This window comes from Mycobacterium sp. UM_11, from assembly GCF_001414075.1.
In the GTDB taxonomy this organism is placed as follows: domain Bacteria; phylum Actinomycetota; class Actinomycetes; order Mycobacteriales; family Mycobacteriaceae; genus Mycobacterium.
In genome coordinates this window covers 1-18,355 of the sequence record NZ_LATC01000031.1, presented here as the reverse complement: position 1 = coordinate 18,355, position 18,355 = coordinate 1, and the positions used below count along the sequence as shown (strand labels likewise).

At 68.7% G+C, this 18,355-nt stretch carries 18 protein-coding genes and 1 pseudogene; 12 read left to right on the top strand and 7 right to left on the bottom strand.

Annotation, left to right across the window (positions count from 1 at the left end; translation table 11 throughout):
* The first annotated feature begins 194 nt into the window (after positions 1 to 194).
* Together WU80_RS10420 and phoU are read left to right on the top strand one after the other, a co-directional pair.
* The gene (locus WU80_RS10420) at positions 195 to 2,216 is read left to right on the top strand and encodes an LCP family protein (RefSeq protein WP_055403497.1); all 2,022 of its coding nucleotides are present in this window, start codon (positions 195 to 197) and stop codon (positions 2,214 to 2,216) included.
* Positions 2,217 to 2,274: 58 nt separating this feature from the next.
* On the top strand, positions 2,275 to 2,943 hold the full coding sequence (gene phoU, locus WU80_RS10415) for a phosphate signaling complex protein PhoU (RefSeq protein WP_055403498.1): 669 nt from the start codon (positions 2,275 to 2,277) through the stop codon (positions 2,941 to 2,943).
* A gap of 17 nt (positions 2,944 to 2,960) precedes the next feature.
* Here the strand turns inward: phoU and pstB are convergent, their stop codons facing one another.
* From pstB to WU80_RS10395, 5 genes and pseudogenes are all read right to left on the bottom strand, one after another.
* Complete coding sequence (gene pstB / locus WU80_RS10410; protein WP_055403499.1) at positions 2,961 to 3,737, bottom strand: phosphate ABC transporter ATP-binding protein PstB; 777 nt, start codon at positions 3,735 to 3,737, stop codon at positions 2,961 to 2,963.
* A 67-nt stretch (positions 3,738 to 3,804) separates the two neighbouring features.
* Positions 3,805 to 3,922: pseudogene (locus WU80_RS26360) on the bottom strand (phosphate ABC transporter, permease protein PstA); the annotation flags it as partial.
* A 28-nt stretch (positions 3,923 to 3,950) separates the two neighbouring features.
* Complete coding sequence (gene pstS / locus WU80_RS10405) at positions 3,951 to 5,078, bottom strand: phosphate ABC transporter substrate-binding protein PstS (protein ID WP_055403500.1); 1,128 nt, start codon at positions 5,076 to 5,078, stop codon at positions 3,951 to 3,953.
* A gap of 128 nt (positions 5,079 to 5,206) precedes the next feature.
* Positions 5,207 to 6,112 carry a mycothiol synthase gene (gene mshD, locus WU80_RS10400; protein ID WP_055403501.1) on the bottom strand — a complete coding sequence of 302 codons (906 nt, stop codon included), beginning with the start codon at positions 6,110 to 6,112 and terminating at the stop codon, positions 5,207 to 5,209.
* Positions 6,109 to 6,885 (bottom strand): response regulator transcription factor, encoded by a 777-nt coding sequence (locus tag WU80_RS10395; RefSeq protein WP_055403502.1) that lies wholly within the window; start codon positions 6,883 to 6,885, stop codon positions 6,109 to 6,111. Before WU80_RS10395 ends, mshD begins: the two co-directional genes overlap by 4 nt.
* A 178-nt stretch (positions 6,886 to 7,063) precedes the next feature.
* Between WU80_RS10395 and lmeA the strand changes: the two genes are divergently transcribed.
* From lmeA to WU80_RS10360, 8 genes are all read left to right on the top strand, one after another.
* Positions 7,064 to 7,876, top strand: a complete 813-nt coding sequence (gene lmeA / locus WU80_RS10390) for a mannan chain length control protein LmeA (RefSeq protein WP_055403503.1) — start codon at positions 7,064 to 7,066, stop codon at positions 7,874 to 7,876.
* A 70-nt stretch (positions 7,877 to 7,946) separates the two neighbouring features.
* A complete protein-coding gene (locus tag WU80_RS26645) occupies positions 7,947 to 8,036 on the top strand; it encodes an Ms5788A family Cys-rich leader peptide (RefSeq protein ID WP_369808509.1) in 90 nt (29 codons plus the stop codon).
* 108 nt (positions 8,037 to 8,144) lie between these two features.
* Positions 8,145 to 8,612, top strand: a complete 468-nt coding sequence (locus WU80_RS10385; protein WP_055403504.1) for a DUF4395 domain-containing protein — start codon at positions 8,145 to 8,147, stop codon at positions 8,610 to 8,612.
* Between the two features lie 36 nt (positions 8,613 to 8,648).
* Positions 8,649 to 9,482, top strand: a complete 834-nt coding sequence (locus WU80_RS10380; protein WP_055403505.1) for a sulfurtransferase — start codon at positions 8,649 to 8,651, stop codon at positions 9,480 to 9,482.
* Position 9,483: 1 nt separating this feature from the next.
* Entirely contained in the window at positions 9,484 to 9,786 is a 303-nt protein-coding gene (locus WU80_RS10375; protein WP_055403506.1) for a DUF1416 domain-containing protein, read from the top strand.
* A 145-nt stretch (positions 9,787 to 9,931) separates the two neighbouring features.
* On the top strand, positions 9,932 to 10,594 hold the full coding sequence (locus WU80_RS10370) for an FABP family protein (RefSeq protein WP_055403507.1): 663 nt from the start codon (positions 9,932 to 9,934) through the stop codon (positions 10,592 to 10,594).
* Between the two features lie 123 nt (positions 10,595 to 10,717).
* The gene (locus WU80_RS10365) at positions 10,718 to 13,093 is read left to right on the top strand and encodes a hypothetical protein (protein ID WP_055403508.1); all 2,376 of its coding nucleotides are present in this window, start codon (positions 10,718 to 10,720) and stop codon (positions 13,091 to 13,093) included.
* A 143-nt stretch (positions 13,094 to 13,236) separates the two neighbouring features.
* The gene (locus WU80_RS10360) at positions 13,237 to 14,793 is read left to right on the top strand and encodes a sensor domain-containing protein (protein WP_055403509.1); all 1,557 of its coding nucleotides are present in this window, start codon (positions 13,237 to 13,239) and stop codon (positions 14,791 to 14,793) included.
* A gap of 242 nt (positions 14,794 to 15,035) precedes the next feature.
* Here WU80_RS10360 and WU80_RS10355 read toward each other — a convergent pair whose 3' ends face one another.
* Positions 15,036 to 15,899, bottom strand: coding sequence for an aminodeoxychorismate lyase (locus tag WU80_RS10355; protein WP_156349569.1), 864 nt, complete (start codon positions 15,897 to 15,899; stop codon positions 15,036 to 15,038).
* 117 nt (positions 15,900 to 16,016) lie between these two features.
* On the opposite strand from WU80_RS10355, the gene WU80_RS10350 reads away from it, so the two are divergent.
* Positions 16,017 to 17,102 carry a folate-binding protein YgfZ gene (locus tag WU80_RS10350; protein ID WP_055403511.1) on the top strand — a complete coding sequence of 362 codons (1,086 nt, stop codon included), beginning with the start codon at positions 16,017 to 16,019 and terminating at the stop codon, positions 17,100 to 17,102.
* Between the two features lie 144 nt (positions 17,103 to 17,246).
* Complete coding sequence (locus WU80_RS10345; protein ID WP_055403512.1) at positions 17,247 to 17,429, top strand: DUF3073 domain-containing protein; 183 nt, start codon at positions 17,247 to 17,249, stop codon at positions 17,427 to 17,429.
* 28 nt (positions 17,430 to 17,457) lie between these two features.
* Here the strand turns inward: WU80_RS10345 and purM are convergent.
* On the bottom strand, positions 17,458 to 18,355 hold an 898-nt coding region (purM, locus tag WU80_RS10340; RefSeq protein ID WP_055405755.1), incomplete at its 5' end, for a phosphoribosylformylglycinamidine cyclo-ligase.

The window sequence follows — 18,355 nt, the reverse complement described above, 5'->3', positions numbered from 1 at the left end:
CGACCGATTACTCAGTACCATGTGGACCTTGCCGCATTGCGCGTTCCTGCGGATCGGTAACGCGCCGCCACCCGACCGCGACAAAGGAGTGCGGCCCACGGGTGGCAGGAGCCGCAGCGCTGACACTCCAAGCGCTGGCGGCATTTGCACGGACACGCTGACATCTGCATCGGAGCTTCGGAGGCCGGTAGGACATGAGTGACGCCGAGGACGACGCCACTCGCGGCGCTCGGCGGGCAGCGCTGGGCGCCGCCCCGTGGGAGCGGTTCTCGGAGCCCCCGTCCGACGACAGCCGCCATCTCTGGCAGGCCGAGACCACGGTAGATGCCCTCCCGCCGCAGGCCGACGATGAGGACGATTCCGGGTCCCACACCGGGGGCGGGCTCAGCGTCGCCGATCTGATCGCCAAACTCGGTGCGCCGCAGACCGGCCGGTCCACGCACCGCCGCGCCGAGCCCGAGAAAGAGCCCGCCGAGCCCGCACCGGGCGTGCCGGTAGAGCTGCAGCAGACGCAGGTGATCGAGGACCTCGCCTACTCGCTGGATGCGGTCTCCGAACTCCCCGACCTGTCCGACCACCGCAGCGACGACGAGCCCGCCTCGGATGGGGCGCCTGCCGCCGGCGGGGGGAAAGCGGGCCGCCGCCACCGGCCGATACTGCTGGCGGGGCGTTCGGTGGCCGCGCTGCTCGCCGTGCTCGCCGTGGCCATGACCGGCGGGGCGTGGCAGTGGAGCACGTCGAAGAACGCGCGGCTCAACACCATCAGCGCCCTCGACCAGGGTTCGGATGACATTCGCGACCGCAACGGGCAATACGGCGACGAAGACTTCCTGATCGTCGGCATGGATTCGCGCGCCGGCGACAACGCCAACATGGGCGCCGGCGACACCGAGGACGCCGGCGGCGCGCGGTCGGACACGGTGATGCTGGTCAACATCCCGGCCAACCGCAAACGCGTGGTGGCGGTGTCGTTCCCGCGCGACCTGGCGATCACCCCGATGCAATGCGAGGCGTGGAACCCGGACACGGGCAAATACGGGCCCCTCTACGACGCGAAGACCAAGACCTGGGGCCCGAAGATGGTCTACACCGAGACCAAGCTGAACTCCGCATTCGCCTTCGGCGGGCCGAAATGCCTGGTGAAGGAAATCCAGAAGCTGTCCGGGTTGAGCATCAACCGCTTCATCGCCGTCGACTTCTCCGGGTTCGCCAAGATGGTCGACGCGCTGGGCGGCGTCGAGGTGTGCTCGAAAACCGCGCTGCACGACTACGAGTTGGGCACCGTGCTCGAACACGGCGGCCGCCAGGTCCTGGACGGCCCGACCGCCCTCAACTACGTGCGGGCCCGGCAGGTCACCACAGAAACCAACGGGGACTACGGCCGCATCAAACGCCAGCAGCTGTTCCTGTCGTCGCTGCTGCGTTCGCTGATCTCCGAGGACACGCTGCTGGACCTCAACAAGCTCAACAGCGTGGTCAACATGTTCATTAGCGACACCATCGTCGACAACGTGCAGTCGAAGGACCTGATCCAGCTCGGCCAGTCGTTGCAGGGCATGGCGGCCGGGCACGTCACGTTCGTCACCGTGCCGACCGGCGTCACCGATCAGAACGGCGACGAGCCGCCGCGCATGGCGGACATGCGCGCGTTGTTCGACGCCATCATCAACGATGATCCGCTGCCCGAGGAAAACGACCAGAACGCAAAGAATCTCGGAACCTCCGACGAGAAATCGGGGCAGACGAAGGCGCCCGCCACCAAGAAGGCGCCGGCACCGACCGCGCCGCCCGAGCCCCGACAGGAACAGGTCACCACGACCACCCCGGGCGACGTCACCGTGCGGGTCTCCAACGCCACGACGCAAAGCGGGCTGGCGGCCACCGCGACCAGCCAGCTCAAGCGCAGCGGCTTCAACGTGATGACGCCGGACGACTACCCGAGCTCCGTCAACACCACGACCGTGTTGTTCTCGCCCGGCAACGAGCAGGCCGCGGCGACCGTCGCGTCCTCGTTCACCAACGCGAAGGTGCAGCGCGTCTCCGGCTACGGCCAGGTGGTGCAGGTGGTGCTCGGACCCGACTTCAAGTCGGTCGCCACTCCGCAACCGAGCGGGTCGTCGATCAGCCTGCAGATCGAACGCGGCTCCGGCAGCGCCCCGGCCAAGCTCCCCGAGGACCTGACCGTCACCAACGCCGCCGACACCACCTGCGAATAAGCGCATTTGGCGGCGCTCCACCGCCCCTTTTCCGCGCCGAGAACGTAGGCTTGGCGACATGCGGACCGCCTACCACGAGCAGCTCGCGGAGCTATCCGAGCGACTGGGCGAGATGTGCGGGCTGGCGGGCATCGCGATGGAGCGGGCCACCCAAGCCCTGTTGCAGGCCGACCTGGTGCTGGCCGAACAGGTCATCAGCGACCACGAAAAGATCGCGGCGCTGAGCGCCCAAGCCGAGGAAAGCGCCTTCGTGCTGCTGGCCTTGCAGGCGCCGGTCGCCGGTGATCTGAGGTCGATCGTGAGCGCGATTCAAATGGTGGCGGACATCGACCGGATGGGTGCGCTGGCCCTGCACGTCGCGAAGATCGCTCGCCGCCGGCATCCGCAGCACGCGCTGCCCGAAGAGGTCAACGGGTACTTCGCCGAAATGGGCAGGGTGGCAGTCGAATTGGGCAACAGCGCGCAAGAGGTGGTGATGTCCCGCGATCCGGAGAAGGCCGCCCGGATCCGCGAAGAGGACGACGCCATGGACGATCTGCACCGCCATCTGTTCTCGGTGTTGATGGACCGCGAGTGGAAGTACGGTGTGGCGGCCGCCGTCGACGTGACCCTGCTGGGCCGGTTCTACGAGCGCTTCGCCGACCACGCCGTCGAGGTGGCGAGGCGGGTCATCTTCCAGGCGACCGGCAGGCTGCCCGAAGAAGAAGCGAAACCCGCCTCGCAGTAAGCGAAAACGCGCCCGCCTCAGCCGAAGCGGCCGGAGATGTAATCCTCGGTGGCCTTCTGGCTGGGGTTGGAGAAGATCTTCTCGGTGTCGTCGACCTCGATCAACCGCCCCGGCTTCCCGACGGCTTCCAGGTTGAAGAACGCGGTGTAGTCGCTGACTCGGGCTGCCTGCTGCATGTTGTGGGTGACGATGACGATGGTGTAGTCCTGCTTGAGCTCGCTGATCAATTCCTCGATGGCCATCGTCGAGATCGGATCCAGCGCGGAGCACGGCTCGTCCATCAGAAGCACGTCGGGCTGCACCGCGATCGCCCGCGCGATGCACAACCGCTGCTGCTGGCCTCCGGACAATCCGCCGCCCGGCCGGTCCAACCGGTCCTTGACCTCATCCCACAGGTTCGCGCCGCGCAACGAGTATTCGGCGGTCTCGTCGAGCACCTTGCGGTTGCGCACCCCCTGCAGCTTCAGGCCGGCCACCACGTTGTCACGAATCGACATGGCGGGGAACGGATTCGGCCGCTGGAACACCATCCCGATTGCCCGGCGCACACCGACGGGGTCAACGCCGGCGCCGTAGATGTCCTCGTCGTCCAGGAGCACGTTGCCGTCCACCCGTCCGCCGGGGACCACCTCGTGCATCCGGTTGAGCGTGCGCAGCACCGTCGTCTTGCCGCAACCCGACGGGCCGATGAACGCCGTGACGCTGCGCGGCAGGATGGACAGCGTCACATCCGCGACCGCGTGGAACGCACCGTAGTAGATGTTGACGGCCTTGAGGTCCAACCGTTTGGCCACTCTTACTGCTCCTGCCTATGCCTTCTTCGTGCCACCGAATCCGCTCCGACCCGGGCCCCGCTGTTTTGATGGTGGCGAACACCAGGATGAGGGTTGGGGCGGCCCCCCACAACCGCTCGGCGGGGAGCGGGTTCACACCGGCGTCGGCGCCGGTCCCGGATGTACATCATGCCCGGTAACGTCCCCTCGCGCCGCAATGCCTGGTCCAAGCCGTCACTGCAGGGCGTTGATCGTGGCAACCAGTCGCTCTTTGACCTTGTCGGGCAGCGGCACATAGCCGGCCGATGGCAGATCGGCCTGGCCGCTGCCGGCGGCCACCGTGAGGAACGACTTGATGGCCCCGGTGGTGTCGGGGTCGGAGCCCTTCGAGCACACAATCTCGTACGTCGCCATGAGCAACGGGTAGACGCCCGGCTCCTGAGAGGCGTACATCGGATTGAGATCGAGCACCAGGTCGTTGCCGTCGGCCACGAAATTGGCCGCACGGACGGCATTACCGGCCGTCTCGGTGGTGAGCGGGATGACGGCACCCTTGTTGGTGCCGATCTGGGCGTAGGGCATGCCGGCCTGGTCGGCGAAGCCCTTCTCGACGTACCCGATGGCGCCCGGCATGCCCCGCACGGCCTGAACGACACCGGCAGACTTCGTGGCCCCCTCGCCCACCCCGCCCTGGAACTCGTTGCCGACGCCCTTGGTCCAACTCTGCGGCGCGGCGGCCGTCAGATATTTCTGCAGGTTGTCCGTGGTTCCCGACGAATCCATCCGGTAGATCGGGGTGATCTTGGTGTTGGGCAGCGGGACGCCGGGGTTGAGAGCCACCAGGATCGGGTCGTTCCAGGCGGTGATCCGCCCACTGAAGATCTTGGCCAGCGCGTCACTGCTGACCACCAGCGGCGGGATCCCGGCAAGGTTGTAGACCAACGCGATCGGTCCGAACACCAGCGGCAGGTCCCACGCCGGGTTCCCGTCGCAGCGGGCGGCGGCCGGGCCGATCTGGCCGGCGGCCAGCGGGGAGTCGGCGCCCGCGAAGTCGACATGGCCGGCGATGAACTGCTCGCGCCCGGCCCCGGAACCGGTCGGGTTGTATGACACGCTCTTGCCCGGGCAGTACTGGCCCCAGACCTGGTTGAACAGCGCCATCGCGTTTTGCTGTGCCGTCGAGCCCTCCGCCGTCAGGTTGTTCTTGCCGCTACAGCCGGCCGTGCCCGTCGGCCCGGAGGCCGCCGCCGGCGACGCGGCGTGGCGGTTCTGGTCACCCCCACAGCCGGTCATCGCGCCACCACCGATCGCCGCCACCGCGGCGAGCGCGGTCAGCGCTCTGCCTCCCCTGTCGAGCCTCACCGAACCCGCTTCCTGACGCACTCGCCGACCCAACCCCCCAACAGGTTGCCAGGTCGCGGCGAAATATGCTTCGCCGCGGGTCTCACTACCAAAAGCAGGTGAACAACGGGGTGCGGGGCGCGCTCGGGTCAGTCGGCGGCGACCGCGTAGGCGGTGTCCACGCTGTAGGTGCTGAAGCCCAGGCGCTGATAGGTGCGCACGGCGGCGACGTTCTCCGACTCCACGTACAGCAAGACGGTCGGCTCGGGGGCGTCGGCCAGCCGGTCCGCCAACGACGCGATGCCGACGGCCGTCAGCATCTGCCCCAAACCCCGACCCTGTGCGGAGGGATCGACGCCGACGACGTAGACCTCCCCCAGGCCGCCTTCATCGGTGTGCACCTTGGTCCAGTGGAAGCCCAGCAATTGGCCCGCCTCGTCGCCGCCGGAGTCGTCGAACGCGAGGAACAAACCGGCCGGGTCGAACCACGGGTCGTTGCGCCGCTCGGCCAGCTGGGCTTCGGTCCAGCCGCCCTGCTCGGGGTGGTCGGCGAAGGCGGCGTTGTTGACGCGCAACAGCTCGGCGTCATCGCCGCTGCCGGCGTACGTGCGGACGCGCACGCCGGGCACGGGGCGAATCAGGCCGTGCGTGTCCCGCAGCGTGCGCCGCATCTGCAGCAGTTCGCGCACCGGCACCAGACCGAGCGCGGAGGCGGTGGCCCGCGCCGGTTCGAGGGTGCCGTGCGCCCAGAACCGGTTGCGCTCGGCGGTCTTGGCCAACGCCGACCGCGCCAGCGCCGTCCCGAAGCCACGCCGGCGCAGCCGCGGTTGCACCACGAGTTCGGCCATAGCGGCATCGGGCGAAAGATTGAGGTAACCGACGATCTCGTCGGCCTCGGTGATGAGCAGATGCGCGCTGCGGTCGTGCGCAAGCTCGCGCAGCACCTGTTCGCCGACCGGCGCCACGCCATCGAATCCCGTTGCGGCCGTGACGAGTTCCCGCACTTGCCGCTGCTCGTCCGCGGTCAGCGTCGAGCGCCAGACGGGTGCGGTCACTGACTGCGCAACGGGTCGCCCAGCGGCTCTGGCAGTTCTTCGGGCTCGGACTCGACGTCGTCGACGCCGTCATCCTCATTGGGGCCCGCGATCGGTGCGCGACCGCGGGCGGGCCGGACGGCCTTGTATCCGACGTTGCGGACGGTGCCGATCAACGCCTCGTATTCGGGGCCGAGTTTGGCGCGGAGTCGGCGCACGTGCACGTCGACGGTGCGGGTGCCGCCGAAGAAGTCGTATCCCCACACCTCGTGCAGCAGCTGCGCGCGGGTGAACACCCGCCCCGCGTGCTGGGCCAGGTACTTGAGCAGCTCGAACTCTTTGTAGGTCAGGTCGAGCGGGCGCCCCCGCAGCCTCGCGGTGTAGGTGCCCTCGTCGATCACCAGCTCACCCAGGCTCACCTTGCCGGCGCTCTCGTGGTCGGCCAGCCCGCCGCGGCGCCCGATCACCAGCCGCAACCGCGCGTCGATCTCGGCGGGGCCCGTGCTCGGCAGCAAGATCTCGTCCAGGCCCCAGTCCGCGCTGACCGCGACCAGGCCACCCTCGCTGACGACCGCCAGGACGGGCACGGATCGGCCGGCCGTGCTCAGCAGCCGGCAAAGCCCTCGCGCGGACGACAGATCGGTGCGCGCGTCCACGAGCACGGCGTCCGCCGTCCCCGCCTCGAGCAACGAGGACGGTTCCGCCGGCGCCGTACGGACGGTGTGGGGCAGCAGCGACAACGACGGCAGGACCGGGTCGGGATGCAGCTCCGAGGTAAGCAGTAATAGCTCCAACTAGCCCCTCCAACTCGGGGGAACGGCATCTTCACAATTCGCAACGCAACGACGCGTTAGTTGCCAGGTCACCTAACGATAACTTGCCACCTGCCATTTCTGCGTGGCGACGACCGCAGTGTGAGCCCCACCACCCGGGCGGCCCGTCGTCGTCCCGGGAACAGGGTTACGCCACAATATGCGGGTGCGCAAGGTCCTGATCGGGCTGGCGGCGGTGGCGATCGCCGTGGTCGTGGTCGTCCTCGGCGCCTTCGGCGTCGACTACGGGAGCAGCATCTACGCCGAATACCGGCTGTCGTGCAGCGTGCGCAAAGCGGCCAGCCTGAGGTCCGACCCGTTCGTGGCCATCGTGGCGTTCCCCTTCATCCCGCAGGCGATGCGCCACCATTACAACCAGCTGGAGATCAAGGCCAACGCCGTCGACCACGCCACGGTCGGTAAGGCCACCCTCGAGGCCACGATGTACTCGGTCGACCTGACCCACACCTCCTGGCTGATCGGGCCCGAAGCGAAGCTGCCCGTCGGCAAACTCGAGAGCCGCATCATCATCGACTCGACGCATTTGGGCCGCTACATGGGCATCAGCGACCTGATGGTCGAAGCGCCGCCAAAGGAAACCAACACCGCAACCGGCGGGGTCACCGCGTCGGGCATCTCCGACAGCCACGGCCTGGTGTTCAGCGGCACGCCGCACTCGATCGACTTCGAGCACCGGGTCAGCGTCTCGGTGGACCTCTCCATCGCCCCCGACGATCCGACGACGCTGGTGATCACGCCGACCGGCGTCCTGACCGGGGCCGATACCGCGGACCAAGCCGTTCCGGACAACAAGCGGGATGCGGTGCTACGGGCCTTCAGCACCCGGGTGCCCAACCAGCGGCTTCCGTTCGGGGTGGCGCCGAAGACCGAGGGGGCGCGCGGCTCCGACGTCATCATCGAGGGCATCAGCTATCGCGTGACCGTCGATCTGGACGGCTTCAAGCAGTCGTGACCGGTGTACCTGCGTCAGCGGCCGCCGCCGCGGATTTGATCGCCGTCGGTCATTCGGTAAGCTTGCCGACGTGCAAGCCCGCATTGAGCCCATGCTCACCCAACGCCGCGCAGTCGATCTGTGCCGCACCGCGGGCTGTTGCTGTCGCTGTAGCTGCTGAGTCGCCGCGCGCTTTCGCGTAAGCACTCAGGGCAGCCCCGGAACGTCACCGAGGCCCGTCTCCCGTCGTTCGTTCCCATAAGCAACAGGCGTATCCAGGAGTAGTACCGTGCCGAGCAACACCGCCACCCAGCAAGACGTCGTCGACGTGCGCGGACCGAGGTTCGCCGCCTGGGTCACCACGGTGGTCTTGGTGATCACCCTCGCCGTATCCGCCGCCAGCCCGCTGGCGGCGGCGGTCGTTCTGGGGATCCAGGCCGTCATCTTCGCCGTCGGGGCCGTCGGTGGCCCCCGCAAGCACCCGTACGGGCGCGTCTTCGCGCGCTTCGTCGCGCCCCGCATCGGGCCCGTCCGGGAGCGCGAACCGGTCGCCCCGCTGAAGTTCGCGCAGCTTGTCGGCCTGATCTTCGCCGTCGTGGGCGTCGCCGCATTCGCCGCGGGCGCCTTCCTGGTCGGCGTGATCGCCACCGCCGCCGCGCTCGTCGCGGCATTCCTCAATGCCGCCTTCGGCATCTGCCTCGGCTGCCAGCTCTACCCCTTGGTCGCGCGTTTGAGAGGCGCCGCGCGCACCGCCTGAACTGTTCATTTCAAAGCGATCGAAAGGATCCCCCGCATGGCACGCTCCGACGTCCTGGTCTCCGCGGACTGGGCCGAGAGCAATCTCGACGCCGCCGGTGTCGTCTTCGTCGAGGTCGACGAGGACACCAGCGCATACGACACCGGCCACATCCCCGGCGCGATCAGGCTGGACTGGCGCTCCGATCTGCAGGACCCGGTCAAGCGTGACTTCGTCGACGCGCAGCAATTCTCGAAGCTGCTCAGCGAACGCGGCGTCGCCAACGACGACACCGTGATCCTCTACGGCGGCAACAACAACTGGTTCGCCGCCTACGCCTACTGGTATTTCAAGCTGTACGGCCACGTCGACGTCAAGCTGCTCGACGGCGGACGCAAGAAGTGGGAGCTCGACGGGCGCGCGCTGTCCCGCGACGCCGTGAGCAGGCCGGCCACCTCGTACACCGCCGCGGCCCCGGACAACAGCATCCGGGCGTTCCGCGACGAGGTGATCGCGGCGATCAACGAAAAGAACCTGGTCGACGTGCGTTCGCCGGACGAGTTCTCGGGCAAGATCCTGGCGCCGGCGCACCTCCCGCAGGAGCAGAGCCAGCGGCCCGGCCACATTCCCGCGGCGATCAACGTGCCTTGGAGCAAGGCCGCCAACGAGGACGGCACCTTCAAGTCCGACGAGGAGTTGGCCAAGCTCTACGCCGCCGCCGGGCTGGACGGCACCAAGGAAACGATCGCGTACTGCCGGATCGGCGAGCGGTCGTCGCACACCTGGTTCGTGCTCCGGGAATTACTCGGCCACAAAAACGTCAAGAACTACGACGGAAGTTGGACGGAATACGGCTCCCTGGTGGGTGCCCCGATCGAGTTGGGAAGCTGATATGTGCTCTGCCCCGAAACAAGGAGTGACGCTGCCCGCCAGCGTCGACTTGGAGAAGGAAACCGTGATCACCGGCCGCGTCGTGGACAGTGACGGCCAGGCGGTGGGCGGCGCGTTCGTCCGCTTGCTCGACTCGTCGGACGAGTTCACGGCCGAGGTCGTCGCGTCCGCCACGGGCGACTTCCGGTTCTTCGCCGCGCCGGGATCCTGGACGCTGCGCGCGCTGTCGGCGGCCGGCAACGGCAACGCCGTGGTCAGCCCGTCGGGTGCCGGCATCCACGAGGTCGACGTCAAGATCGCCTGAGACCCCGGCTGCCCTGACCGGGATCTCCCGGGGCGAATAGACTTGTCCCCGTGGTGCTTTTCTTCGAGATCATGCTGGTCGTGGCGGTCGTGGTGATCTCATGGTTCGCGCTGTACGTGCTGTACCGGCTGATCACCGACGAATCGTGACCGCCCCCGGCGACGAGCCACTGAGTTCCGCGGGCTCCGGCGATCGTGCTGTGGCCGCCGCCGCTGAGCGCGCCAAGTTGACCGCCGGCCGCAACATCCCCGCCTTCGATGATCTGCCCGTTCCCGCCGACACCGCCAACTTGCGCGAAGGCGCCAATCTGAACGACGCCTTGCTGGCCCTGCTGCCGCTGGTCGGTGTGTGGCGCGGGGAGGGCGAGGGCCGCGGACACGACGGGGACTACCGGTTCGGTCAGCAGATCGTGGTCTCGCACGACGGCGGCGACTACCTCAACTGGGAAGCCCGCTCCTGGCGGCTCAGCGAGACGGGCGACTACCAGGAACACGGCTTGCGCGAGACGGGCTTCTGGCGCTTTGTCAGCGACCCCGACGACCCCAGCGAATCTCAGGCGATCGAGCTGCTGTTGGCGCATTCGGCGGGCTACGTCGAGCTGTTCTACGGGCGGCCGCGCACCCAGTCGTCGTGGGAACTGGTGACCGATGCGCTGGCCCGCAGCCGATCGGGTGTGCTGGTCGGCGGCGCCAAGCGGCTCTACGGCATCGTCGAGGGCGGCGACCTGGCCTACGTCGAGGAGCGGGTGGACGCCGACGGCGGCCTGGTACCCCATCTTTCGGCGCGGCTCTCCCGGTACGCCGGATAGCCGACGAGCCGTTGCCCGCCGGGGCAACCGGGCGCCGCGCAGCGGCCCGAAATCGTTGCCTTCGGTCGATCTTTTGCGTGTACTGTTCGACGTCCGGGCAGCCCCGCGAAGGGAGATCGGCGGATGCGTCCCAGGAGGGCACCCTCGCCCATATTGCGCTGGGGTGTCACCGCGGTCGGCCTGCTGCTCATCGGCTATTTGGCCGTGCTGGACCTGCAGCCCTCCCTGATCGACAGGCTGCCGCCGGGCCTTTCGTGGTTCGGGCGGCCCGGGTCGATGCCGACCCTCGCGATCGTCGTGACCGTGCTGATCTGGGCGTCGGTGCTGACCGTCCGCTCGGGCGGCAGCCATCGGGTGGTGGGCGTGTCGTTCACCCTGATCGCCGCCCTCGTCCCGCTGACGGCGCTGCTGGGCCTCACCTCGTACTGGGGGTGTCACGACGCAAACCATCCGGCCCTGTTCACCCCGCTGATGGCCACGGCCAGCCTGGTCAAGGGCGGCACCGGCGACTTCTCGGTGAGCGGGCGGACCTGCCCGAACCCCACGCCGGTCGGCCTGGAACTGGCCCGCATCGCCGCCCTGTCGGCGATCTTCACCGGCTTGGGCGGCGTCGTGGTCGGCGTCTTCCGGTCCCAGGTGGACCGGCTGCGGGCCAACCTGGCCGACTCCGTCACGGCCATCGTCGGGGTCGACGCCGACAGCCAATCGATGATCAGCGCCGTCGCGCGGACACTGGACCGGCGCAGCACGCTGGTCGTCATCACGGGCGCCAGCGACGACCGGGTGCAGCGGGCTCGCAGGCAGGGCGCCCGGGTGGTCCTGGTCGACTTCAACAACCCGTCCACCCTGGTCTCGCTGCGGTTGTGGCGCCACCTGTCCCGGCTTTACCTGATGGCGCCCGACCCGGCGATCAACCTGTTGTGGCTGGACCTGATCAGCCGCCGGCTCGACGAGGTCGGCCGCAAGCGGCGGTTGCCGCTCATTGTGCGGATGGACGACCCGTGGCTGGCCCAGGCCTGGCGGGCGCAGCAGTTCGGCGGATCGGACACCCGGTGGGCGGCCGACGTGGTCGGCAAGTACGAGGTGACCGCGGGCAGGCTGCTCGACAGCATCATCGCGACGGGCCGAACCAAGCGTGTATTGGTCTGTGGCACTTCACAATTGACCCTGGCCCTGTGCGCCGATCTGACGCAGCGCGCCCTGGAGCGCGAGTTCTACACGCCGTCCGGCGCGGTCCCGTTGCCCGCCCTCACGCTGGTCGAAAGGGACGCCGCGGAATACCTGGCCGATCACGAGTTCTACCGGCGGCAGGCGGGATTCGCCTCGGAGGGGCCGGCGATCGATGCGACGGCGGAGGCGCCGACGGTTCCGACCATGCTGAAGCTGATCGGCGACGGCGACCCGGCGACCAGCGCGGTGATCTTCGTGGACTCCCATGCGGCGACCACCGCGGCGAGGCTGGCGGCCCGCTTCCCCGACATGCCCATCTACGCCTCCGACCTCAACACCAGCATCAGTGACGACTCGATCCAGGTGGTCGGGCGGTTGCAGTCGTACTCGCTGGTGCTGGACACCCAAGAGGGCCAGGTGCAGGACGCCTGGGAGCGCGCGGCCAGGCTGATCCACGAGCGGTATGTCTCGACGATCGACCCGGACGCGCCGCGGTCCCCGGCCGCGATGCCGTGGTCCGAACTCAACGAGTTCTACCGCGGGTCCAACCGGCGGCAAGTTCGCAACGCGCTGTGGATGGTGGAGCAGATCGCCGGGCACACGTGGAACACGTGGGGCAGCCCGCCGGCGCAGCTGTCCGGCAACGAAATGGCGGGGCTGCCCCCGTTGGAGCAGCTCGCGCTGATGGGCTTCGACCAGGACGCGGCGTTGAGCATGGCCAGGGCGGAGCACGAGGACTGGTGCCGCTACTACCGCCGCAACGGGTGGAAATACGGGTCACCGCGCGACGATTCGCGCAAGGTCCACGACAAGCTGGTCGACTGGTCGGTGGTGGAGAGCGACCCGGGCCTGCTCAACGCCGCGGTGCGCAGCCTGGCGGGCACGCTGTGGAGCCTGCGCCAGCTGGGCTTCCGGTCGCGCCCGCTCTGGCAGTCGTTCACCCGGGTGGGAACGGTGACCGCCGAACAGCGCAGCGCCCCATGGACGTGGACGTCGGATTCGGGGCACACCATGAGCGCCGACGCCGGCGACTGGGCGATCCAGGAAGACGGCAAGGTGTGGTCGGTTCGCGACGACATCTTTCGGGACACCTACGAGCCCGCCGGCGACGGGCGCTGGCAGCGGAAAGGACGGGTCCAAGCCCGCCCCGCCCATGCGGGCGAGACAGTGAACACCCTGGAGGGGCCCACGACCGCGGCGGAAGGTGACTGGGTGGTGCGCGGAACCACGGGCGAGCAGTGGCCGGTTCCCGGCGCCGAATTCGCGCGTCGCTACGCCGAATTCCACCCGCCCGAGGAAGCTTCCGCGGTAGACGGCGGCCATGAATGACTTTTAGCCGTCGCCGCCCCGAATAGCAGTAGATTTGCGCCGTCCGAGGGTGCCCGACACTGATACGGTATCGGCGCATGCCCAATAGCCGGGTGCGCCGATTCCGCCCGTTCGTTTGCTACGCCTCCCCGTAGGAGACCGCGATGCCGCTGTTCATCAGCTACTCGAGCCAGGACAGGGCGACCGTCGACGCCCTGACTTCCGCGCTTCGGCGCGCACAGCAACAGGTTTGGTTCGACCAGGAGCTCGGCGGCGGCGATTCGTGGTGGAACAAGATCCTCGAGCAGATCCGCTCGTGTGACGTGTTCATCGTCGCGCTGTCCAACAATTGGCTGCAGTCCAAGCCGAGTCAGGCCGAATTGCGTTATGCGCGGGCGCTGAACCGGCCGATCCTTCCCGTTCGGATCGGCGACATCGACAGCATGCGCGTGAATCCCCTTGCGACGCTGCAGATCATCGATTACCGCGAACCGACGGTGGACGCCGGCATCCAACTGGTGACGGCCGTGCACGCCCTGCAGGGCAAGCCGGTGCCGTTGCCGGACCCGCTGCCCGAAGAGCCGCCGGTGCCGTTTGGCTACATCACCCGGCTGGGCAACACCCTCGCCGAAAAGGAGCTCAGCCCGCAGCAGCAGACCCAACTCCTCATCGAACTGCGCCAGGGATTCGACGAGGACGGCGACGACCCCAGCGCGCGCGGCGACATCGCCCAGCTGCTGCGCATGCTGCGCCTGCGCCACGACGTCACCTACCGCACCCGGACCGAAATCGACAATGTGCTGGCCGAGATCGAGGCCAAGGGCGGTTCGTCGAGCAAACCGGCCGCTGACGCGGAGGCGGAAGCAACCACCGCCGTCGCACCCCGGCCCGCCGCGACCCCCGAGCCCAGCGGCCCGACGGCCAAGGCCGCGCCCACCGCGGTCGGTGGTGCCGCGGCGGGCGGATCCAACAAGCGGCTGCTCATCATTGGGGGAGTCGCCGTCGCGGTGATCGCGGCAATCGCGATCGTCGTCGTCCTCACCATGCAGGGCGGCAAGACCAAGCCCGCCAGCAGGGCGGGCAACGGCCCGAATCAGGTTCAGACGGGCTCGAACCCAGCCCCGAATGTCGGGAACGTTCCGAATCCCGGGGATGGCTCCAAGCTCGACTCGTATCTGCTCGGCCCCGCCGATGTCGGCGCCGTGGTGGGCGACCCGAACCTGGTGGTCTCCGAGAAAGCCGCGCAACTGCGCAACTTGAGGGCGACGGTGTCCAACGCCGACTGCAAGGGCCCGTTCGAACCCATCGAGGAAGCGGCCTACAAGGGCGCGGACGGTTACACCGCGGTGAGCGGGCAGGCCGTGCACACCGCCGGCGAAAATCCGCCGCACCGGCTCTACGAAGCGGTCGTGGAGTTCGCGTCCCCGGAGAAGGCCGCCGCGTTCGTGCAGCTGTCGGCGGACAAGTGGAGGGCGTGCGCCGGGCAATCGGTCACGGTGAGCTTCAACGGCAAGAGCAGCGGGTGGACGTTCGGCGAGGTCACCGGAGCGCCGCCGAAGATTTTCCAGCAGCGGACCCAAGCGGACGGAACCCGGATCTGCCACCACGCGCTGCACGCGGCGTCCAGTGTGGTCGTCGATCTGCTGCTGTGCGGGCCCGACGCCGAAACGGGCCAGGCGGGCAAACTCGCCGGGCAGATCGCGGCGAAGGTGAACCAGTAACGGCCGTAGACATGGCGCGGCCCCCGAGCAAGGTTCCTGGTTGGACAGACCGGAAGCTCGGGGGCCGGGTGACTGCGTGGAATTCGCTAGCGCGCGTAAATCGCCAGCTATTCGAGAGCCACTGCTGCTAGCGCGCAGCCACCTCACATGTCCATGAAGCTATCAATTTCCCGGACCACCTCCCTTCTTGTGTACGGCCGACCGTACCCGCGATTCCGCGAGCCGACAACACAATTCAGCGCTCAGCGATCGCTGACGATCGCCGAGTCGACCAGCGCGGCGAATTCGGCGGCCAACGGCGACCGGGGCAGCGGGCGGCCGTCGAGCGTGTGCACCCGGGCGGCCAGCGTCATACTCGAGACCAGCCAGATCCCTTGCGCAGCAACCAGATCGGCGGGCCGCAGCGCGCGATAGTCGCAGTCGTAGCCCTTGGCCCTGGCCACCTCGAACAGCGCCTGCTGCGTGGTGCCACGCAGAATCGGATACCACGGCGGCGGCGTCAGCAGGCACGGGTTGCCGTCGGAGCCGTCGGTCGCGATCACCACCGTCGAGCGCGGGCCTTCCAGGATGTAGCCGTCCGAGCTGACGAAGATCACGTCTCCGGCGCCTTGCCGGGCCGCGTGCCGCAGGGCGGCCATGTTGACCGCGTAGGACAACGTCTTGGCGCCGGCCAGCAGCCACGGCATCGCGTCGGTGCCCGCCGCGGGCAGCCCGCGCGCCAATGTCACCGCGGCCAGCCCCTCGCGTCGAACCGCCGTCACGCGCTCGGGCACGGCGTTGACCATGACATAGGCGGTGGGCGTCGATCCGCTCTCCCGGCCGCGGCTGTAGATCAGGCGCATCGCGCCTTCGTCGTCGGTGCCCGCCACCCATTGCCGGGTGGCCACCTCGATCGCGCTGCGCCAGGCCGGCAGGTCCGGCTCCGCCAAGTCGGTCAGCCGTGCCGAGTGGGTCAGCCGCTGCAGGTGGGACTCGACAAGGCAGGGTCGGCCGTCGCGGACCAGCAGCGTCTCGAAGACGCCGTCGCCGCGCACCGCCGCCAGGTCGTCGGCGTGCAACAGCGGGGCATCCGGCGGGTGGATCTCGCCGTCCAGCGTGACGATCACACCCCTGTGGCCTGCCATGGGGGTAAAGCCTAGCCGCGAGCGTGCGGCTGGCCGCACGCTCGGCGGCGGCTGTGCGGCTGGCCGCACGCTCGGCGGCCGAGTCCGTAGAGTTGACGTGTGTCTTCTGCAGTGCCCGCGCCCGAGGCCGGCCCCGACGCGGGGGCCGTCTGGCATTACGGCGATCCCCTCGGTGAGCAGCGCGCGGCCGAAACCGACGCGGTGGTGATCGACCGATCACACCGCGCGGTGCTCACGCTGACCGGCGGTGAGCGGCAGAAGTGGTTGCATAACATCTCCACCCAGCACGTCAGCGATCTCCCCGACGGCGCCAGCACGCAGAACCTCAGTCTCGACGGCCAGGGCCGCGTCGAAGACCATTGGATCCAAACGGAACTCGGCGGCACGACCTACCTCGACACCGAGCCGTGGCGCGGCGAACCGCTGCTGGACTACCTGCGCAAGATGGTCTTCTGGTCCGATGTCGCGCCGGCGGCCGCCGACCTGGCGGTGCTTTCGCTGTTGGGGCCGCGGCTGGCCGACGGGGCGGTGCTCGACGCTCTCGGGCTGGACGACCTGCCCGCCGAGCTGACCGCGGCCCCGCTCGCCGGTGGTGGCTTCGTGCGGCGGATGCCCGGCGCCCCCGCCGACGAGATTGAACTGGATCTGCTGGTCCCCCGCGCCGACTCCGCCGCCTGGCAGGACCGATTGGTGCAGGCCGGGCTCCGGCACGCCGGGGTCTGGGCGTACGAGGCCCACCGGGTGGCGGCGCTGCGCCCGCGACTGGGCGTCGACACCGACGAGCGCACGATTCCGCACGAGGTTGGCTGGATCGGTGCCGCCGTCCACCTGGACAAGGGGTGCTATCGCGGGCAGGAGACCGTGGCGCGAGTGCACAACCTCGGCAGACCGCCCCGGATGCTGGTGTTGTTGCACCTCGACGGCTCGGTGGAGCGGCCCGCGACGGGCGACCCCGTCCTCGCCGGTGGGCGCGCCGTCGGGCGACTCGGCACGGTGGTGGATCACGTGGACCTCGGGCCCGTGGCCCTGGCGCTGCTCAAGCGTGGGGTGCCGGCCGACACCGAACTGGCGACCGGCCCGCAGGCCTCGGTCGCTGCGGTGATCGACGCCGATTCGCTGCCGCCGGCGGAACAGATCGGCGCGGGCAGACTGGCCGTTGAACGGTTGCGGGGCGGTGCGAGATAATCCTCGATGACGTCCGCCACAGCGGCGGGGGGCACCGACGCCCAACCGCAAGGCACGGTAAACTGTCAACAGGACAATAACGACACCAAGAGATCGGAGCCGCCTGATTCGGGCCGCTCCGTTATTGCGCGAGGGGGTTCCCCCATGGGCCGCGGCCGGGCTAAGGCAAAGCAGACCAAGGTTGCTCGTGAACTGAAATACAGTTCCCCGCAAACCGACTTCACGCGGCTTCAGCGCGAGTTGTCAGGAACGGGCGACGACTCCACCGAACTCGCGGACGACGGCGCCGACGACTCTTGGGAAGACAGCGACGACTGGCGTCGCTGAACCCCGGCGCTAGCTTCGATCCAGGTTTCTAAAATCTGGGGTGCTGCCCCACGAGCTTTGCCCGCGGGCCCGCTTTGCCGCCTTTGCCGACGGTCCCCAGCACCCAGCAGTCCAAATGCCGGGCCGTCAGGATGGCCAGGGCACGGTCGGTGTCCTCGGGCGCGACGATGGCGACCATACCCACGCCCATGTTGAAGGTCTTCTCCATCTCCTCGCGCGTCACCCGGCCGCGCTGGGCGATCATCGGGAACACCGGGGCGGGCGTCCAGGTCCCGCGGTCGATTTCGGCGACCAGGCCGTGCGGGATGACCCGTTGCAGGTTGCCCGCCAGGCCGCCGCCGGTGACATGGCAGAACGTGCGGACATGGGTTTCGGCGGTCAACGCCAGGCAGTCCTTGGCGTAGATCCGGGTGGGTTCGAGCAGCTCCTCACCGAGCGTGCGGCCGAACTCCTCGACATAGCCGGCGAGGTTCATCCGGTCGATTTCGAGCAGCACCGTGCGGGCCAACGAGTAGCCGTTGGAGTGCAGTCCCGAGGAGCCCATCGCGATGATGGTGTCGCCGGGCTTGACGCGTTCGGGGCCCAGCACGTCGTCGGCCTCGACGACGCCGACGCCGGTGGCCGAGATGTCGTAGTGGTCCGGTTCCATCAGCCCCGGGTGTTCGGCGGTTTCGCCGCCGAGCAACGCGCAGCCGGCCCGCACGCACCCCTCGGCGATGCCCGCGACGATCGCGCTGAGGCGCTCGGGCACCGTCCGGCCCACCGCGATGTAATCCTGCAGGAACAGCGGCTCCGCACCGCAGACCACGAGGTCGTCGACGACCATCGCGACCAGGTCCAGGCCGACGGTGTCGTGCTTGTCCATCGCCTGCGCGACAGCAAGTTTGGTCCCCACACCGTCGGTGGACTGTCTCTTATACACATCT